Source organism: Pseudomonas sp. fls2-241-R2A-110 (assembly GCF_030209165.1).
Taxonomy (GTDB): domain Bacteria; phylum Pseudomonadota; class Gammaproteobacteria; order Pseudomonadales; family Pseudomonadaceae; genus Aquipseudomonas.
This window is the reverse complement of record NZ_JARVSN010000011.1, coordinates 94,491-111,057: the sequence shown is the minus strand read 5'-3', so window position 1 is coordinate 111,057 and position 16,567 is coordinate 94,491. Positions and strand designations below refer to the sequence as shown.

The following is a 16,567-nucleotide window of genomic DNA, read 5'->3' as shown; positions in this document are numbered from 1 at the left end:
AAATTTCTAATGTTCATGGAGATCGCACAATGAAGCGTCGTAGCTTGATCAAGGCATTCACACTCTCGGCAAGCATTGCCGCGATGGGCTTGACCTGGACTGTCCAGGCAGCCGAGACCATCAAGGTCGGTATTTTGCATTCGTTGTCCGGGACCATGGCGATCTCCGAAACCTCGCTCAAAGACATGGCGTTGATGACCATCGACGAGATCAACGCCAAGGGCGGCGTGAACGGCAAGATGCTCGAACCGGTGGTCGTGGACCCGGCGTCGAACTGGCCGTTGTTCGCGGAAAAGGGCCGTCAGTTGCTGACTCAGGACAAGGTTGCGGTGGTGTTCGGTTGCTGGACATCGGTGTCGCGCAAATCGGTGTTGCCGGTGTTCGAAGAACTCAACGGCTTGCTGTTCTACCCGGTGCAATACGAAGGCGAAGAGATGTCGCCTAACGTTTTCTACACCGGCGCCGCGCCGAACCAGCAGGCGATCCCGGCCGTGGAATACCTGATGAGCGAAGAAGGCGGCAGCGCCAAGCGTTACTTCCTGTTGGGCACCGACTACGTCTACCCACGCACCACCAACAAGATTCTGCGCTCGTTCCTGCACTCCAAAGGTGTAGCGGACAAGGACATCGAAGAGGTCTACACCCCGTTCGGTCACAGCGATTATCAAACCATCGTGGCCAACATCAAAAAATTCTCGGCGGGTGGCAAGACAGCGGTCATCTCCACGGTCAACGGCGACTCCAACGTGCCGTTCTATAAAGAACTGGCCAACCAGGGCTTGAAAGCCACCGACGTTCCGGTCGTGGCCTTCTCGGTCGGGGAAGAAGAACTGCGCGGCATCGACACCAAGCCCCTGGTCGGCAACCTGGCGGCGTGGAACTACTTTGAGTCGGTCGAGAACCCGGCGAACAAGAAATTCGTCGCCGACTGGAAAGCCTACGCCAAGAAACACAACCTGCCGGGCGCCGACAAAGCGGTGACCAACGACCCGATGGAAGCCACCTACGTGGGCATCCACATGTGGGCGCAAGCGGCTGAGAAAGCCAAGTCCACCGATGTCGACAAAGTCCGCGAAGCCCTGGCGGGCCAGACGTTCGCCGCGCCATCGGGTTACACGCTGACCATGGACAAGACCAACCACCACCTGCACAAGCCGGTGATGATCGGCGAGATCCAGGCCGACGGTCAGTTCAACGTGGTCTGGCAGACCGAAGGACCGATCCGCGCCCAGCCGTGGAGCCCGTTCATCTCGGGCAACGACAAGAAGCCGGATTATGCGGTGAAGAGCAACTGACCTACCCCGCTTAGCCTGATCGTTCCCACGCTCCGCGTGGGAATGCAGCCCGGGACGCTCTGCGTCCCAGAAGCGGACGCAGAGCGTCCGTTGAGGCATTCCCACGCAGAGCGTGGGAACGATCAATACAGGACACTTGCTATGCCCACCGCCCTTTACCGTCTATTCCTCGCCGTCGCGTTGCTGTTGCCGATGGCCGCTTTTGCCGGCGACGCCGAAGACTTCGTCGCCGCCAATCCCGTGCAGCAGGCCAAACTGCTCGAAGCCTGGGCAGCGCAGCCCGAGCCGGCCCGTATCGAATTGATCAATGCCCTGCAACAAGGCGAATTGACCGTCGACGGCCAAGCCAAAACCCTGCGCCTGAACAATCGCCTGCGCGGTCTGATTGACACCGCACTGGCCAGCCATCAACTGCTCGCCGCTGACCCAAAAATCCGTCTGGCCGCCGCGCAGCAATTGCAGAAAAGCGCCAAACCGGCGCAACTGACATTCCTCGACCGGCAACTGGCCGGCGAAAAAAATCCAACCGTCCACGCCGCCCTGAGCCTGGCCCTGGCCAACCTGCAACTGGTGGATACCGACCCGGCCGTGCGCCTCGCCGCGGTGCGCTTGCTGGGCGAAACCGGTGACCCACTGGCTCGCACCCGCCTCGAAAGCCTGCTCGAACCGAGTGTCGAAGCTGACGCCAGTGTGCGCACGGCGGCCGAAACCAGCCTCGCGCAAGTCAAACGCAAACTGCTGATCGGCGAGCTGCTCGGACAGGCGTTCAGCGGCATGTCGCTGGGCTCGATTTTGCTGCTCGCTGCATTGGGTCTGGCGATCACCTTCGGCCTGCTCGGCGTGATCAACATGGCCCACGGCGAGATGCTGATGCTCGGCGCGTACTCGACCTATGTCGTGCAGTTGATGTTTCAGCGCTTCGCTCCGCAAGCCATCGAGTTCTATCCACTGATCGCCTTGCCGGTGGCGTTTTTCGTCACTGCCGCCATCGGCATGGCGCTGGAACGCACGGTGATTCGTCACCTCTATGGCCGTCCGCTGGAAACCCTGTTGGCGACCTGGGGCATCAGCCTGATGCTGATTCAGCTCGTCCGATTGGTGTTCGGCGCACAGAACGTCGAGGTCGCGAACCCGGCCTGGCTGTCCGGCGGGATTCAAGTGCTGCCTAACCTTGTGCTGCCGTACAACCGCATCGTAATTATCGCTTTCGCCCTGTTTGTGGTGGTGCTGACCTGGCTGCTGCTGAACAAGACGCGCCTGGGCCTGAACGTGCGCGCCGTCACCCAGAATCGCAACATGGCCGCATGCTGCGGTGTGCCGACCGGGCGCGTGGACATGCTCGCCTTTGGCCTCGGCTCGGGCATTGCCGGCCTGGGTGGCGTGGCGCTGAGCCAGATCGGCAACGTCGGCCCGGACCTCGGCCAGAGCTACATCATCGATTCGTTCCTGGTGGTGGTGCTCGGCGGCGTCGGGCAGTTGGCCGGCAGCGTCCTGGCGGCCTTCGGCCTGGGCATCGCCAACAAGATTCTTGAGCCGCAGATTGGTGCGGTGCTGGGCAAGATCCTGATCCTCGCGCTGATCATTCTGTTTATACAGAAGCGTCCGCAAGGCCTCTTCGCATTGAAAGGACGGGTGATCGACTGATGAACCAGCCCCTGTTGCTCACGGCCACACAAAAGGCCGGCCCGAAAGTCACTGTCGCTGTCGGCGCGGTAATTCTTGTCTTGCTGTTGGCGTTGCCGCTGCTGTCGCTGTTATCGCCCATCAGCGTGTTTCACGTCTCGGCCTACACGTTGACGCTGGTGGGCAAAATCCTTTGCTATGCCATCGTCGCCCTGGCGCTGGATCTGGTCTGGGGTTACGCCGGCCTGTTGTCGCTCGGTCACGGCCTGTTCTTCGCTCTCGGCGGCTACGCGATGGGCATGTACTTGATGCGCCAGGCCTCGGGCGATGACTTGCCGGCGTTCATGACGTTCCTGTCGTGGACCGAATTGCCGTGGTACTGGACCGGCACCAGCAGCTTTCTCTGGTCGATGTGCCTGGTGGTGTTGGCGCCGGGGTTGCTGGCACTGGTGTTCGGCTTCTTCGCGTTCCGCTCGCGGATCAAGGGCGTGTATTTCTCGATCATGACCCAGGCCCTGACCTTCGCCGGAATGCTCCTGTTTTTTCGCAACGAAACCGGCTTCGGCGGCAACAACGGCTTCACCAATTTCCGCACCATCCTCGGTTTCGGCATTACCGAACCTGGCACCCGCGCGGTGTTGTTTTTCGCCACGGTGGCGTTGCTGGTGGCGAGCCTGTTCATCGGCTGGCGACTGGCACAGAGCAAGTTTGGCCGGGTGTTGACGGCGCTGCGCGATGCTGAAAACCGCCTGATGTTCTGCGGCTATGACCCACGCGGGTTCAAGCTGTTTGTCTGGGTGTTGAGCGCGGTGTTGTGCGGCTTGGCCGGCGCGCTGTATGTGCCGCAAGTAGGGATCATCAACCCGAGTGAAATGTCGCCGACCAACTCGATTGAAGCCGCAGTCTGGGTCGCACTGGGCGGCCGCGGCACGCTGATCGGGCCGCTGCTTGGCGCCGGTGTGGTCAACGGGATGAAGAGCTGGTTCACCGTCGCGTTCCCGGAGTACTGGCTGTTTTTCCTCGGGGCGCTGTTCATCATCGTGACCTTGTACCTGCCCAAAGGCGTGATCGGCCTGCTGAAAAAAAGGGGTGAACAATGAGAGTGACTGCGACGGCTGAATTCATGCTCGAACCGGCGTTTTTTCCACCGCTGGAACCCAACCGGGACGCCGGAAGCAGCCGCGACGTCATCGGTCTCGGGCAACGTGTCGGTCCTGGCCTGGATACGCGCCACGGCACGATCCTGACCCTGGAAGACATCAGCGTGAGCTTCGATGGCTTCCGCGCACTGAACAATCTGAACCTGTACATCGGCGTCGGCGAGTTGCGTTGCATCATCGGCCCCAACGGCGCCGGCAAGACCACCCTGATGGACGTGATCACCGGCAAGACCCGCCCCAGTCACGGCAAGGCCTGGTTCGGTGAAACCTTGGACCTGACGCAGATGAGCGAGGTGCAAATCGCCCAGGCCGGCATCGGTCGCAAGTTTCAGAAACCGACGGTGTTCGAAGCGCTGAGCGTTTTTGAGAACCTGGAGCTGGCACAGAAAACCGACAAGTCGGTGTGGGCCAGCCTGCGGGCCCGTTTGAGCGGTGAGCAGAAAGATCGCATCACTGAGGTGCTGGAAACCATTCGCCTGAGCGCCTCGGTCAATCGCCCGGCGGGGTTGTTGTCCCACGGTCAGAAGCAGTTTCTGGAAATCGGCATGCTGCTCATGCAAGACCCGCAATTGTTGCTGCTCGATGAGCCGGTGGCGGGCATGACCGACGCCGAAACCGAGTTCACCGCCGAGCTGTTCAAAAGCCTCGCCGGCAAGCATTCGCTGATGGTGGTGGAACACGACATGGGCTTCGTCGGCTCGATTGCCGACCACGTCACCGTGTTGCACCAGGGCAGCGTGCTGGCCGAAGGTTCGCTGGAGCAAGTGCAGGAAAATGAGCGGGTGATCGAGGTTTACCTAGGTCGCTAGCCCTGCAAACACCTTGATCGTTCCCACGCTCCGCGTGGGAATGCCGCCATGGACGCTCTGCGTCCGCCGTTATGTGACGCGGAGCGTCACGGGATGCATTCCCACGCAGAGCGTGGGAACGATCACTGAGGAGAATTTAAGAATGCTGCACGTCGACAAGCTGCACCAATACTACGGCGGAAGCCACATCCTGCGCGGCCTGTCGTTTGAGGTGAAAGTGGGTGAAGTCACCTGCCTGCTCGGGCGCAACGGGGTGGGTAAAACCACGCTGCTCAAATGCCTGATGGGTTTGCTGCCGGCCAAGGAAGGCGCGGTGAACTGGGAAGGCAAACCGATCACCACATTCAAGCCGCACCAACGGGTTCACGCCGGAATCGCCTATGTGCCTCAGGGCCGGGAAATCTTCGGGCGGCTGACCGTGGAAGAAAACCTGCTGATGGGCCTGTCGCGTTTCCCCGGCAGCGAAGCCAAGGAAGTCCCGGCATTCATTTACGAGCTGTTCCCGGTGTTGCTGCAAATGAAGCAACGCCGTGGCGGTGACTTGTCCGGCGGTCAACAGCAGCAACTGGCGATTGGTCGAGCCTTGGCCAGTCGTCCGCGCTTGCTGATCCTCGACGAGCCCACCGAAGGCATTCAGCCGTCGGTGATCAAAGAGATCGGCGCGGTGATCAAGAAGCTCGCGGCCCGTGGCGACATGGCGATTTTGCTGGTGGAACAGTTTTACGATTTCGCCGCCGAACTGGCCGATCAGTACCTGGTGATGTCCCGGGGCGAGATCGTGCAACAGGGTCGCGGTGAAAATATGGAAGCCGAAGGTGTGCGCGGACTGGTTACGATCTAGTCTGTAGCGTCCTAACGATAATTAGAAATCATGAATTTACCTTTACTGCCCCTGACCACAGCGCCGACCCTGTTTACCCCGAGCTGGCACGCCGAGCTGGAGCTGGGTTATGCCCGCTTTGGTGAGAGCACGCGCCCGGTCCAGCGCCGGCATCAAGGCCCGCTGCGGGTGCAAAAGCACCTGTACGCCGAAGGGCCCCAGGTGTGCCAGCACATCATCGTTCATCCGCCGGGCGGGATTGCCGGGGGCGATCGGCTGGAGATCAGCGCCAGCGTCGGCGCTGACGCCTGGGCACAAATCACCAGCCCCGGCGCCGCCAAGTGGTATCGCGCCGCCGGCCCCGCTTATCAGCAGCTGGATTTGCACGTTGCGGCCGGTGCGACACTGGAATGGTTGCCCCAGGAGACGATCATTTTCAGCGCCGCCCAGGCCGAACTCAGCACCTCGATCAACCTTGAAGGCGATGCCCGGCTGTTCTACTGGGACGTGGTGGCGCTGGGTCGCCCGGCGAGTGGTGAGCGCTTCGACCTGGGGCATTTTCAGGCGCAATTGAATATCCGCCGCGACGGCCAGTTGCTCTGGCACGAACGCCAGCGCATTGTCGGGAATGATGGTTTGCTCGACTCGCCGATTGGCCTGGACGGGCAACCGGTTTTTGCCACCCTGCTGGTGACGGGCGAAGTCGATAGCGAGTTGCTGGAGAAGTGCCGCTCGCTGCCCAATGAAGTGCGCGGGGACCTGACACAGTTGCCGGGGCTATTGGTTGCCAGGTGCCTGGCCAGTGAAGCGCTGTTGGCACGGGGTTGGCTTATTGAATTGTGGCGATTGCTGCGGCCTGCGCTGTTAGGCCGAGAAGCGGTCCCGCCAAGAATATGGAGCACCTGAAATGCAATCCCCTGCAGGGGTTTTGTATTTACAGATCCGAATACTTTTTATCTGCCCAGATGGATTCCAACGATGGACCTGACCCCACGTGAAAAAGACAAGCTGCTGATCTTCACCGCCGGCCTCGTGGCCGAGCGGCGTCTGGCGCGCGGCGTGAAACTCAATTACCCGGAGGCCATGGCCTACATTTCTGCCGCGCTGCTCGAAGGTGCCCGCGATGGCCGGACCGTGGCCGAACTGATGCACTTTGGCACGACCCTGCTGAACCGCGATCAAGTGATGGAAGGCATCCCGGAAATGATCCCGGAGATCCAGGTCGAAGCGACGTTCCCCGACGGCACCAAACTGGTCACCGTCCACCAACCCATCGCCTGAGGCCGAGCCATGACCTACCTCATCCGTGACGCCGTGCATGCCGACCTGCCGGCGATCCGCGACATCTACAACGACGCCGTGCTCAACACCACGGCGATCTGGAACGAACAGGCCGTAGACCTGGGCAACCGTCAGGCCTGGTTCAGTGCGCGCCAATCCCAGGGTTATCCGATTCTTGTGATCGTCGACGGCGATAACAGCGTGCTGGGCTACGCTTCATTTGGTGACTGGCGGCCGTTCGACGGTTTCCGCCACACCGTCGAGCATTCGGTCTACGTGCGCAGCGACCAGCGGGGCAACGGCCTGGGTCCGCGCCTGATGGACGTATTGATCGAGCGCGCCAAAGGCTGCGACAAGCACGTGATGGTGGCCGCCATCGAAAGCGGCAACGCCGCTTCTATTCGTCTACATGAACGGGCCGGATTCGTGATCACCGGTCAGATGCCCCAGGTGGGCACCAAGTTTGGCCGCTGGCTGGACCTGACTTTCATGCAACTGACCCTCAATCCTGGCGCGGAGCCACCGACTGCCAGCAAGGAGTAACGCCCGATGAACCCCGCCCAACTGCGACGCGTCAATGTTGAAAGCTTTGCGCACTATCGTCAGGGATTGATTGACCTGCTGCTCGACGCCGTCGGTTATGGCGCCAGCGTCGGGTTCATGGCCAATCTGGACGCCACCCAGGCACGCGCCTATTTCGATGAGGTTCAGGACAACCTGAACAAAGGCAACGTGCTGTTGTGGGTGGTGGTCAAGGACGAACAGGTCCAGGCCAGCGTGCAACTGACCTTGTGCCAGAAAGCCAATGGCCTGAACCGTGCCGAAGTGCAGAAGCTGCTGGTGCGTGAACACGCGCGTCGCCGGGGTCTGGGCCAACAGTTGATGAATGCACTGGAACAGGCAGCCCTCCAGCACAAGCGCGGCATGCTTTACCTCGACACCGAGGCCGGCTCCCCCGCCGAAGACTTCTACAAAGCCCTGGGCTACACCAAGGCGGGTGAAATCCCCGACTACGCCTGCGACCCGAGCGGCCGGTACAAACCAACCGCCCTCTACTACAAAATCCTCCAAGGAGCCCATTGATGATTCCCGGTGAATACCAGATCCAGCCCGGCGACATCGAGCTTAACGTGGGCCGACGCACTGTCAGTCTGAAAGTGGCCAACAGCGGTGACCGGCCGATCCAGGTCGGTTCGCATTACCACTTTTTCGAAACCAACGACGCCCTGACTTTCGACCGCGCCGCCAGCCGCGGCATGCGCCTGAACATCCCCGCCGGCACCGCCGTGCGCTTCGAACCGGGGCAGAGCCGCGAGGTCGAGCTGGTCGACCTGGCCGGGCATCGCCGGGTGTTCGGGTTTGCCGGCAGGATCATGGGCGATCTCGACTGACTGATCGTTCCCACGGTCCCCGTGGGAATGCATCCCGTGACGCTCCGCGTCACATAACGGCGGACGCAGAGCGTCCATGGCGGCATTCCCACGCAGAGCGTGGGAACGATCAATTTGTGCAAGGAATCCCAATGAAAATTTCCCGTCAGGCCTACGCCGACATGTTCGGCCCCACCGTCGGTGACAAGGTCCGCCTGGCCGATACCGAGCTGTGGATCGAAGTGGAAAAAGACTTCACCACTTACGGCGAAGAAGTGAAATTCGGTGGCGGAAAAGTCATCCGTGATGGCCAGGGTCAAAGCCAGTTACTGGCGGCCGAAGTCGTCGATACGGTGATCACCAACGCCCTGATCGTCGACCATTGGGGCATCGTCAAGGCCGACGTCGGCCTCAAGGACGGGCGCATCGCCGGGATCGGCAAGGCCGGCAATCCAGACGTGCAACCGGACGTGACCATCGCCATCGGCGCCAGCACCGAAGTGATCGCCGGTGAAGGCATGATCCTCACCGCTGGCGGCATCGACACGCACATCCATTTCATCTGCCCGCAGCAGATCGAAGAAGCCCTGATGAGCGGCGTCACCACCATGATCGGCGGCGGCACCGGCCCTGCCACCGGCACCAACGCCACGACGTGCACCTCCGGGCCGTGGCACCTGGCGCGCATGCTTCAGGCCGCCGACGCGTTTCCGATGAACATCGGTTTCACCGGCAAGGGCAACGCGAGCCTGCCGGAACCGCTGATCGAACAGGTCAAGGCCGGCGCCATCGGCCTGAAGTTGCACGAAGACTGGGGCACCACGCCCGCGAGCATCGACAACTGCCTGACAGTGGCCGACCAATACGACGTCCAGGTTGCCATCCACACCGACACCCTCAACGAGTCCGGTTTTGTCGAAACCACCCTCGCCGCTTTCAAGGGCCGCACGATTCACACCTACCACACCGAAGGTGCGGGCGGCGGTCACGCGCCGGACATCATCAAGGCCTGTGGCTTTGCCAACGTGTTGCCGAGTTCGACCAACCCGACCCGGCCGTTCACCCGCAACACCATCGACGAGCATCTCGACATGCTGATGGTCTGTCACCACCTTGACCCGAGCATTGCCGAAGACGTGGCCTTCGCTGAAAGCCGCATCCGCCGCGAAACCATCGCCGCCGAAGACATCCTTCACGACCTCGGCGCGTTCTCGATGATCAGCTCTGACAGCCAGGCCATGGGCCGCGTCGGCGAGGTCATCACCCGCACCTGGCAGACCGCCGACAAGATGAAAAAACAGCGCGGCGCGCTGCCGGGGGATGGCGAAGGCAACGACAACTTCCGCGCCAAACGCTACATCGCCAAGTACACCATCAACCCGGCAATCACCCACGGCATCAGCCACGAAGTGGGCTCGGTCGAAGTGGGTAAATGGGCTGATCTGGTGCTCTGGCGGCCAGCGTTCTTCGGGGTCAAACCGACACTGATCCTCAAGGGCGGTGCCATTGCGGCCAGCCTGATGGGCGATGCCAACGCCTCGATCCCGACGCCGCAACCGGTGCACTACCGCCCGATGTTCGCCAGCTACGGCGGCTCATTGCACGCCACCAGCCTGACCTTTATCAGTCAGGCGGCGTTGGCGGCGGGATTGCCCGAAGCGTTGGGGCTAAAAAAGAAAATCGCGGTGGTCAAAGGCTGTCGCGAGGTGCAGAAAAGCGATCTGATTCACAACGATTACCTGCCGAAGATCGACGTCGACCCGCAGACGTATCAAGTCAAGGCTGACGGTGTCTTGCTCTGGTGCGAGCCGGCGGATGTGTTGCCAATGGCCCAGCGGTATTTTCTGTTTTGATTTCCAGTCAGGCATAAAAAACCCGGCACGAAGGGCGTCAATCTTCGTGCCGGGACGGCTGTATTTTCAGGTCAATCAGTTGCTCGGTTCAACCGTAAAGGGTATCTCCACCCTTTACAGCTTCGCCCGATCCATCGCCTGTTGGGTCAGGGTCTTCAGCAGCGTTTTCATCTCGGTGTCGATCAAGTTCAACTCGGCAGCATAGGCCTCATTGCTCATGACTTGCCCCGGGCCAATCTCGCTGTCCGGTTTGCCCAGCTCTGCGGCGAGCACCCTCAGTTCCTCTTTCAGGCCGGCCTTTGCCTCAAGCGAAAGATCCTGTTCGGTCGCGCGCTTATCAAGCGCCATGAAGAACTCCGTCGTCGCATCGATTCGACGCCTGAACACCTTGAACGCGCGACGATTCGAGCCCTGGATGTAAGACGTCCAGAACGGCTGTTCACTGATTGAATCACGCAGCAAATCGCCGGCCTCCAGATCCAGTACCCGCCGATAGGCATCTTCGATCATCTCAGACGTGACGCCCGTGTACGTGCGGAACTGCAGATCACGGGATTGCCAGGGCAGATCCAGTCGCTCGGCCAGGTCCGTCATGTAGCCCAGATGTACCTGGACCTCATCGATGCTCCCCGAAACAACACCATTGGCATCGACCACCATGAATCGTTCACCGCCCGCCAGTCGTTTGGCGACCACTTGGTGGGCAATCCGGCTCAACTCATCCAGACGGGATTTGCCTCTGGCAAGCTGCACCAGTTCAGCCTCCACGAGGCTTGGACTCCTCAGCTCATAAGCTTCGTGGATCAGCACCTCCACACCCATTGAATTGAACAACTGGGCCCCGGCATCCACACAGTTGGTAGCCTCGTCCCTGCCCATGACAAAAAGGTTGCGCCGCAACTCACTGTCCTTGGACATCGCTTCGAGCATTCGCCAGACCTTGCTCGTCATGTCCACTCTGAATGCGTTGTCGTTTTGGAAATGGCTGGACTCAGTGAGCTTCCTGATCTTATTGAAAAAAGGCACCGAACCGAATTCGTCCTCGACACTGTTCCATATCGCCTGTTTGGCGACCCAATCTCGCCGCGTCAGGCCTTCCTCCCAATCAAGGCTGTCGCGCACACCACGAGGCGGATACGGGCGATCGGGGTCCAGGCCGACGGACCTGATGTAGTTTCTGAGCGTGTTCAGAGTATCGGCCGACATCCACTGCCGTTCCCGGCTCACTACCGTCCGCGCCAACATCTCCGCCCCGACAGAGCCGGGCGTAGCCCGAGGGATGACCGTCAGTTCATTGCGTTGCAGATTCAAGTAAAAATGCCGGAATCGGGGTTGAGAAAACAATCCGTCCGGCCAGGTATCAATGCCGGTATCGCCCAGCATCACCGTATGCAGCAGGCGCATGCCGCCGATATCCGGCACTCGACCCAGCGGGTTCCCCTGAAGATCCAGACTTTGAAGGCGGGTAAGCCATCTCAAATACGTAGCGCCCTGCATATCCAGCACAATCCGGTTATTGGCGAGGTACAACTCGGTCAGCCCAATCATTCGCCCCACGGCACTGGGAAAATGCGTGAGCCGGTTGCCGGTGAGGTTGAGCGAACGGAGTTTGGGGAAATGATCAAGAAAGGCGACGTGAGCGTCGGTCATTTCAGTGCCCAGCAAGTTCAGGCAGGTCACGTGCTGAAAATTGGCGTCCAGAGGAGGCATGGTCCCCAAGTGCCGCCCCAAGGGCATATTCCTGAGGTCAAGCACCGTCCCCTGCAGATTCTCGAAAGAGTCCACATCCCTGGGAGCGGTTTGCTGCCAGCACTGCCGAATGGCCTTGTAAAGTGAGTTTCTGGACTGCCATTCGGCAACGCCGGCAGGGCTGAACCTGTACGCTTCGGTCGGCGAATTCAGCCAGCGCTGGAAGTTGGAATTGAGGCGGTTGAATTCCGCTTCCAGCGCGCTGGCCCGCAGCTCCGGGTCAGCCTCGTCGCCGGCACCGTCCAGATAAGCCTGGGCTTGCTCCTCCGTCCAGCCCGGCCGCACGCTCCTGACGCGTTCCTGCAACGTCAGGCGTCCGGTGAGCCGTCGAATGCCTTTAGGAAGAGGCATTCCACCGAACAGCTTCATCGTCTCGGGATCATAGGCCGGCTTGCGCAGTGGGCTGTCCGCCAGTATCGGACGCAGCTGGTCACGCGCCAACGGCGCATTTTGAACGGTGTGCTTGAGTGTCGAGCCTTGATTGATTTCAAAACCCAGTGCTTTGCGTTCAGCGTCAGGCAGTGCATGCAATACCGAAGAAAACAGGTCATCGGCGCCGTGCAGATGGTTGTCCTCGGCATCCCGCGCTTCATAACCGTTCTCCGTGCTGACCAGGACTTTGCGTACATCCGCTTCTTCTGGGCCAATGCTGTCGCGCAGACGGCCAGTGAAAGAATGCTCGCGAATTTCGATGCGCACCTCTTGCGGCCAGTTCGGCAAGCTTTCCAGGCTATGCAGTGCCAGTTTTTCCGTATCCGGCGCCTGCAGTGAATCAAGGAACAGTCCTTCATAGGCACGCGCCAGACGCACCTCCAGCGAGGCGGCGCGCGCCTGTTGCCTGAGGTGCAAGCCAATACGCTTTTGCTCGGCCAGCACTCGCAAATCAGCCGGATCAGCGGCGCTCAGTAGCTCCTCTGCCATGTTGGCAGGCAATTGCGCAAAGGTGTCCTGAAGCGTCCTGGCGTCGGCAATGTTTGACTGGTCGTTCTCAGGCAGCTTCCCCGTTTCCGCCCACGCCTTGAACCGGTTGAGGGTGTCGACCAGCAATGCGGGCGGCGCTTCGTTTTCCACATGCAGCCGACGCAACACATCTTCTTCGATACCACTGGCGATACGGATGCGTTCAAGCATTGCATCATCGAACGCTTCTGACTTCGTCCCCAGCCCACGCATGAGCTCGGCCGAAGTCCACTCGACAGGGCGGTCGAGTTCGGTGTGCCAGGTACCGGCGCCATCGTGGTCAAGCTTTGGCTGGTAAGCTGTGGGCCGGTCCGGATGCTGCATCCTTGGCTGGCCGGTCAGTGGATCGTCCTGCACCGCGAAGTATTTGCCGTCGCGCGGCAGCAACTGCTTATCGCCGTGCGCGTGAAGGCCTCGCTCGTTGGGCGTCGAGTCGGAACTCAAACTGACTTGATGCTCATACGGGTTCAAGTCCGGGTTCCAGAGGCGGGTCTTGCCGTCAGCGAGCACCACCGGTTTTAGCTGGTCGACAAATGCCGAAGGCTTGATCGCCGCCGCTGCGCCCGTCGGCAACACATGTCCTGCTCCCATGATGGCCAGCTGGGCCGCATTGATCAGGACACCGGTCAACAATGCCGCCGCTTCGTCCTTGTCGCCCTTGCTCCAGTCTTCGATGCCCTCCATGGTTTCGAGGACCATTTGCCCGACCATGACGCCCAGCATCGCCTCTCCCAGACCCGGCACCAGCATCGCGCCGAAGTTGAATACGTTCCAGCCGATGCTCACGTAGCTGCTCAATCGTGCCCAACGGGCGTTGGCATCTTCATCGCCAGTGGGAACGGCAATGTGCCGCGAATCCGCGATGGCCTTATCGCACCGCCATCGGCCGAGCGCAGGCCAGAGCAAACCGTCAATCACGTTGGTGACCGGTTCAGCATCGGGATTTTCCACCGCCGTCTCTCGCCACCACGGCCCCATGCTCAACGGTTCGCGTTGTTGCCAGGTGAAGGTGCTAAAGCGCTCTTTGACGCGAGTAAAAAACTGTCCTTTGTCTTTTTGCGGCACGAAGCGGCTGAAGAACTGTTGGTAGTCCGAGGAGCGCAGCTGGCTTGTCAGCTCCTTCATGAAATCGGTGAAGGAGTCGTACTCTTTCAAAGGGTGATCAGGATCATCGGGCACGTAGGCAATCAGGGTGCCTTCAAGCCGGTTTTGCTTGTAGATATCGTCTCTGCGCAGCATTTCTTCGGCAACGCCGCTGGGGCCGTTGGCAAAAAAAGCCTTGAGCAGCTTGAACTGATCAAACAGCTGGTCGGGCAAAACTGCCAATTGCCGGGACCACTCCATCAGCGCTTGCTGATAGTCAGGAGTCAGACCGTCGTAAAATTTTTTTATCTGCGTGGGATCAGCCACCGCACTGAACAGCACAATACCGCTTAACTTTACGCCCATCAGCGTCAATCGATGGGACTGTAAAGGGCGACGCCCCATCAGGATGTTTGTCTGCTCATCGCGCAGTTGTTTTAGTTTGCCGTAGCCATAAGCGCTGACATCGCCTTTTAAATACGCATTCAGTGCTGACTCATTGAACGCGGCCTTTTCGGTGCCGATGAAGTGTCGTTCGAGAGACGCCTTCGCCTCGGCCCGGGCAGGATTCAACAAGCCAGTGATGTGCCGCTGGTACTGCGCACCGAGGTCCAGCTCCCGGCAAAGGCTCGCAAAACTTTCGATGGTCAACGAATGACGTTGCAGCTCACCTTCGGCATCGGTGATGAAAATACCGGAGCCGTCGCGAAAGGCGCCGGCACGGGTTTCAGCGTCCTCGAAGTTGTGCAGCGCGGCCTCCAGCAGGGTTGACTCCCTGAGTCGGCTGGCATTGGTGTCGATGCCAAACCCCAGCAGGGCTGGCACGTAAAGCCGAATCGTCGTGGTCCGCACATCCAGTTCCAGGCTCAGCTTTTCTTGCAGGGCTTGAATGAGCAACGGTTCTGCGTACTCATTGATGTCCTTTTTCAGGTCACCCAGCGTGTCATCCAGACTGTCTTGCAACCGCCAACGTTCGTTGCCGAGTTCCTTGAGGTACTGACGGTCGATAGCGCTTGCCTTGACATACCACTCAGGGAAATCAGCCGCCCGTGTTGCCTTCGCTACACGTTTTGACAGGGAGGGGCTTTTTATAAGCGCTGGAACACTGGCTGCCAGGTAATTCAAATACCTATTGCCGCCTGCCGGATTATCCGCAGAAATACCCGACACAGATCCTTCTGATAATTCATTCATTACGCATGTATCCCTATGCGTTCAATAGAGCGTCCAGCTTATTCAATGACGGCAAAAACAAAAGTTTAAATAACTGCTTGGAAACAGTCCCAAAACCAATAACAACACCCAACTTCAGGACCTGAAAAATAACTAAATACCACCCAGGGAATGGGCAAACATGATCCGGCTTGCCAGCGGTAGTTTTTACCCGTGGGTAAAGGAGATAAGATGCCAAGACTTTTCAGCCAGGTAACGGTCATGCGCTTATCCGAATTCATCAGGCAGCACGTAGATCGTATCGTTGATGAATGGGAACAGTTCGCTAAAACGATCACTCCGGCCGCCATTAACATGGATCGCATTGCCTTGCGCGACCACGCCAAGGCGATTCTGCTGGCGGCGGCACGGGACATGACCACCGCGCAAACCGCCAGCGAACAACTCGCAAAGGCCAAGGGCGAAGGCCCGGAAAAAACCCCGAGTCTGGATGAAGCAGGTGCAAGTCATGGTGAGTTGCGCCACACCGTAGGGTTCGACCTGGTGCAGATGACCAGCGAATTCCGCCATTTGCGTGCCTGTGTGATTCGGATGTGGGTCAGCAGCCTGGAAGTGCCGGACCTGGCTTACTTGCAGGACATGATCCGTTTCAACGAAGCGATTGATGAGGCACTGGCAGAGTCCACCGCGGCGTATGCCGAACAGGTCAATCACTCGCGCGATCTGTTCCTGGCGATACTCGGTCATGACCTGCGCGCGCCGTTGCAGGCCGTGAGCATGTCCACCGAGTTGCTGCTGCGCAAAGCGACGCTTGAAGGTGATGCGCTGACGTGCGCAATCAATATCAAGCGTGGCGCGCGGCACATGGCAGTGATGGTCAGCGATTTGCTGGAGTTGGTCCGCAGCCGGTTGGGCAAGAGCCTGCCGATCGAGCCCAAGCCCATGGACCTGGCCGATGCCGCGCATGCGGCGATTGCCGAGGCATGCGCCGGTAACCCGGAATGCGATCCAATAGTGAGGGTGGTCGGCGATACCCGTGGTGTCTGGGATGCCGGGCGACTCGATCAGCTGTTACAGAACCTGATCGGCAATGCGTTGCAGCATGGCTTGAACAAACGTGATGTCACCGTCACCGTCACCGGCGAGCCGGACTCGGTGCGCCTGACTGTGCATAACTTTGGCGTGCCGATTCCCGATGATGCTATCCCCACCCTCTTCGATCCATTGGTGCGCAGCGCCAGCGAAGACCTCGGGCAACCGACGACCAGCCTTGGCCTGGGATTGTTTATCGTCAAGGAAGTGGTCGATGCGCACGGCGGGACCATCGACGTTATCTCGAATCAGACAGATGGCACGTTGTTTACCGTGGTGTTGCCACGGAACGTTTAATG

At 59.8% G+C, this 16,567-nt stretch carries 13 protein-coding genes; 12 read left to right on the top strand and 1 reads right to left on the bottom strand.

Annotated features, from left to right (window positions below):
* Positions 1-29 precede the first annotated feature (29 nt).
* The 11 genes from urtA (at position 30) to ureC (ending at position 10,211) form a co-directional block, all read left to right on the top strand.
* The gene (gene urtA / locus QRN31_RS10460; protein WP_259155572.1) at positions 30-1,295 is read left to right on the top strand and encodes an urea ABC transporter substrate-binding protein; all 1,266 of its coding nucleotides are present in this window, start codon (positions 30-32) and stop codon (positions 1,293-1,295) included.
* A 141-nt stretch (positions 1,296-1,436) separates the two neighbouring features.
* Positions 1,437-2,939 (top strand): urea ABC transporter permease subunit UrtB, encoded by a 1,503-nt coding sequence (gene urtB / locus QRN31_RS10455; RefSeq protein ID WP_285431853.1) that lies wholly within the window; start codon positions 1,437-1,439, stop codon positions 2,937-2,939.
* On the top strand, positions 2,939-4,018 hold the full coding sequence (gene urtC / locus QRN31_RS10450) for an urea ABC transporter permease subunit UrtC (protein WP_285431851.1): 1,080 nt from the start codon (positions 2,939-2,941) through the stop codon (positions 4,016-4,018). The genes urtB and urtC overlap by 1 nt, the downstream gene beginning before the upstream one ends.
* The gene (urtD, locus tag QRN31_RS10445) at positions 4,015-4,887 is read left to right on the top strand and encodes an urea ABC transporter ATP-binding protein UrtD (RefSeq protein ID WP_285431850.1); all 873 of its coding nucleotides are present in this window, start codon (positions 4,015-4,017) and stop codon (positions 4,885-4,887) included. Before urtC ends, urtD begins: the two co-directional genes overlap by 4 nt.
* Before the next feature lie 142 nt (positions 4,888-5,029).
* On the top strand, positions 5,030-5,728 hold the full coding sequence (gene urtE, locus QRN31_RS10440; protein WP_285431849.1) for an urea ABC transporter ATP-binding subunit UrtE: 699 nt from the start codon (positions 5,030-5,032) through the stop codon (positions 5,726-5,728).
* Positions 5,729-5,758: 30 nt separating this feature from the next.
* Entirely contained in the window at positions 5,759-6,613 is an 855-nt protein-coding gene (locus QRN31_RS10435; RefSeq protein ID WP_285431848.1) for an urease accessory protein UreD, read from the top strand.
* A gap of 72 nt (positions 6,614-6,685) precedes the next feature.
* Positions 6,686-6,988, top strand: coding sequence for an urease subunit gamma (ureA, locus tag QRN31_RS10430; RefSeq protein WP_090176138.1), 303 nt, complete (start codon positions 6,686-6,688; stop codon positions 6,986-6,988).
* A 9-nt stretch (positions 6,989-6,997) separates the two neighbouring features.
* Positions 6,998-7,531 carry a GNAT family N-acetyltransferase gene (locus tag QRN31_RS10425; protein WP_285431845.1) on the top strand — a complete coding sequence of 178 codons (534 nt, stop codon included), beginning with the start codon at positions 6,998-7,000 and terminating at the stop codon, positions 7,529-7,531.
* Between the two features lie 6 nt (positions 7,532-7,537).
* On the top strand, positions 7,538-8,071 hold the full coding sequence (locus QRN31_RS10420; protein ID WP_285431844.1) for a GNAT family N-acetyltransferase: 534 nt from the start codon (positions 7,538-7,540) through the stop codon (positions 8,069-8,071).
* A complete protein-coding gene (locus QRN31_RS10415) occupies positions 8,071-8,379 on the top strand; it encodes an urease subunit beta (protein WP_109627750.1) in 309 nt (102 codons plus the stop codon). Before QRN31_RS10420 ends, QRN31_RS10415 begins: the two co-directional genes overlap by 1 nt.
* A 131-nt stretch (positions 8,380-8,510) precedes the next feature.
* A complete protein-coding gene (gene ureC / locus QRN31_RS10410; RefSeq protein WP_285431842.1) occupies positions 8,511-10,211 on the top strand; it encodes an urease subunit alpha in 1,701 nt (566 codons plus the stop codon).
* Between the two features lie 114 nt (positions 10,212-10,325).
* On the opposite strand, the gene QRN31_RS10405 is transcribed toward ureC, so the two are convergent.
* Positions 10,326-15,197, bottom strand: a complete 4,872-nt coding sequence (locus tag QRN31_RS10405) for a dermonecrotic toxin domain-containing protein (protein ID WP_285431841.1) — start codon at positions 15,195-15,197, stop codon at positions 10,326-10,328.
* 240 nt (positions 15,198-15,437) lie between these two features.
* Here QRN31_RS10405 and QRN31_RS10400 point away from each other — a divergent pair, with 240 nt between their 5' ends.
* Positions 15,438-16,565 carry a sensor histidine kinase gene (locus QRN31_RS10400; RefSeq protein WP_285431839.1) on the top strand — a complete coding sequence of 376 codons (1,128 nt, stop codon included), beginning with the start codon at positions 15,438-15,440 and terminating at the stop codon, positions 16,563-16,565.
* Positions 16,566-16,567: the final 2 nt, after the last annotated feature.

Bases quoted from the DNA above. Each gene is read 5' to 3' on its own strand.
- urtA (WP_259155572.1), top strand. From the start codon at position 30: ATGAAGCGTCGTAGCTTGATCAAGGCATTCACACTCTCGGCAAGCATT.
- urtB (WP_285431853.1), top strand. From the start codon at position 1,437: ATGCCCACCGCCCTTTACCGTCTATTCCTCGCCGTCGCGTTGCTGTTG.
- urtC (WP_285431851.1), top strand. From the start codon at position 2,939: ATGAACCAGCCCCTGTTGCTCACGGCCACACAAAAGGCCGGCCCGAAA.
- urtD (WP_285431850.1), top strand. From the start codon at position 4,015: ATGAGAGTGACTGCGACGGCTGAATTCATGCTCGAACCGGCGTTTTTT.
- urtE (WP_285431849.1), top strand. From the start codon at position 5,030: ATGCTGCACGTCGACAAGCTGCACCAATACTACGGCGGAAGCCACATC.
- QRN31_RS10435 (WP_285431848.1), top strand. From the start codon at position 5,759: ATGAATTTACCTTTACTGCCCCTGACCACAGCGCCGACCCTGTTTACC.
- ureA (WP_090176138.1), top strand. From the start codon at position 6,686: ATGGACCTGACCCCACGTGAAAAAGACAAGCTGCTGATCTTCACCGCC.
- QRN31_RS10425 (WP_285431845.1), top strand. From the start codon at position 6,998: ATGACCTACCTCATCCGTGACGCCGTGCATGCCGACCTGCCGGCGATC.
- QRN31_RS10420 (WP_285431844.1), top strand. From the start codon at position 7,538: ATGAACCCCGCCCAACTGCGACGCGTCAATGTTGAAAGCTTTGCGCAC.
- QRN31_RS10415 (WP_109627750.1), top strand. From the start codon at position 8,071: ATGATTCCCGGTGAATACCAGATCCAGCCCGGCGACATCGAGCTTAAC.
- ureC (WP_285431842.1), top strand. From the start codon at position 8,511: ATGAAAATTTCCCGTCAGGCCTACGCCGACATGTTCGGCCCCACCGTC.
- QRN31_RS10405 (WP_285431841.1), bottom strand. From the start codon at position 15,197: ATGAATGAATTATCAGAAGGATCTGTGTCGGGTATTTCTGCGGATAAT.
- QRN31_RS10400 (WP_285431839.1), top strand. From the start codon at position 15,438: ATGCGCTTATCCGAATTCATCAGGCAGCACGTAGATCGTATCGTTGAT.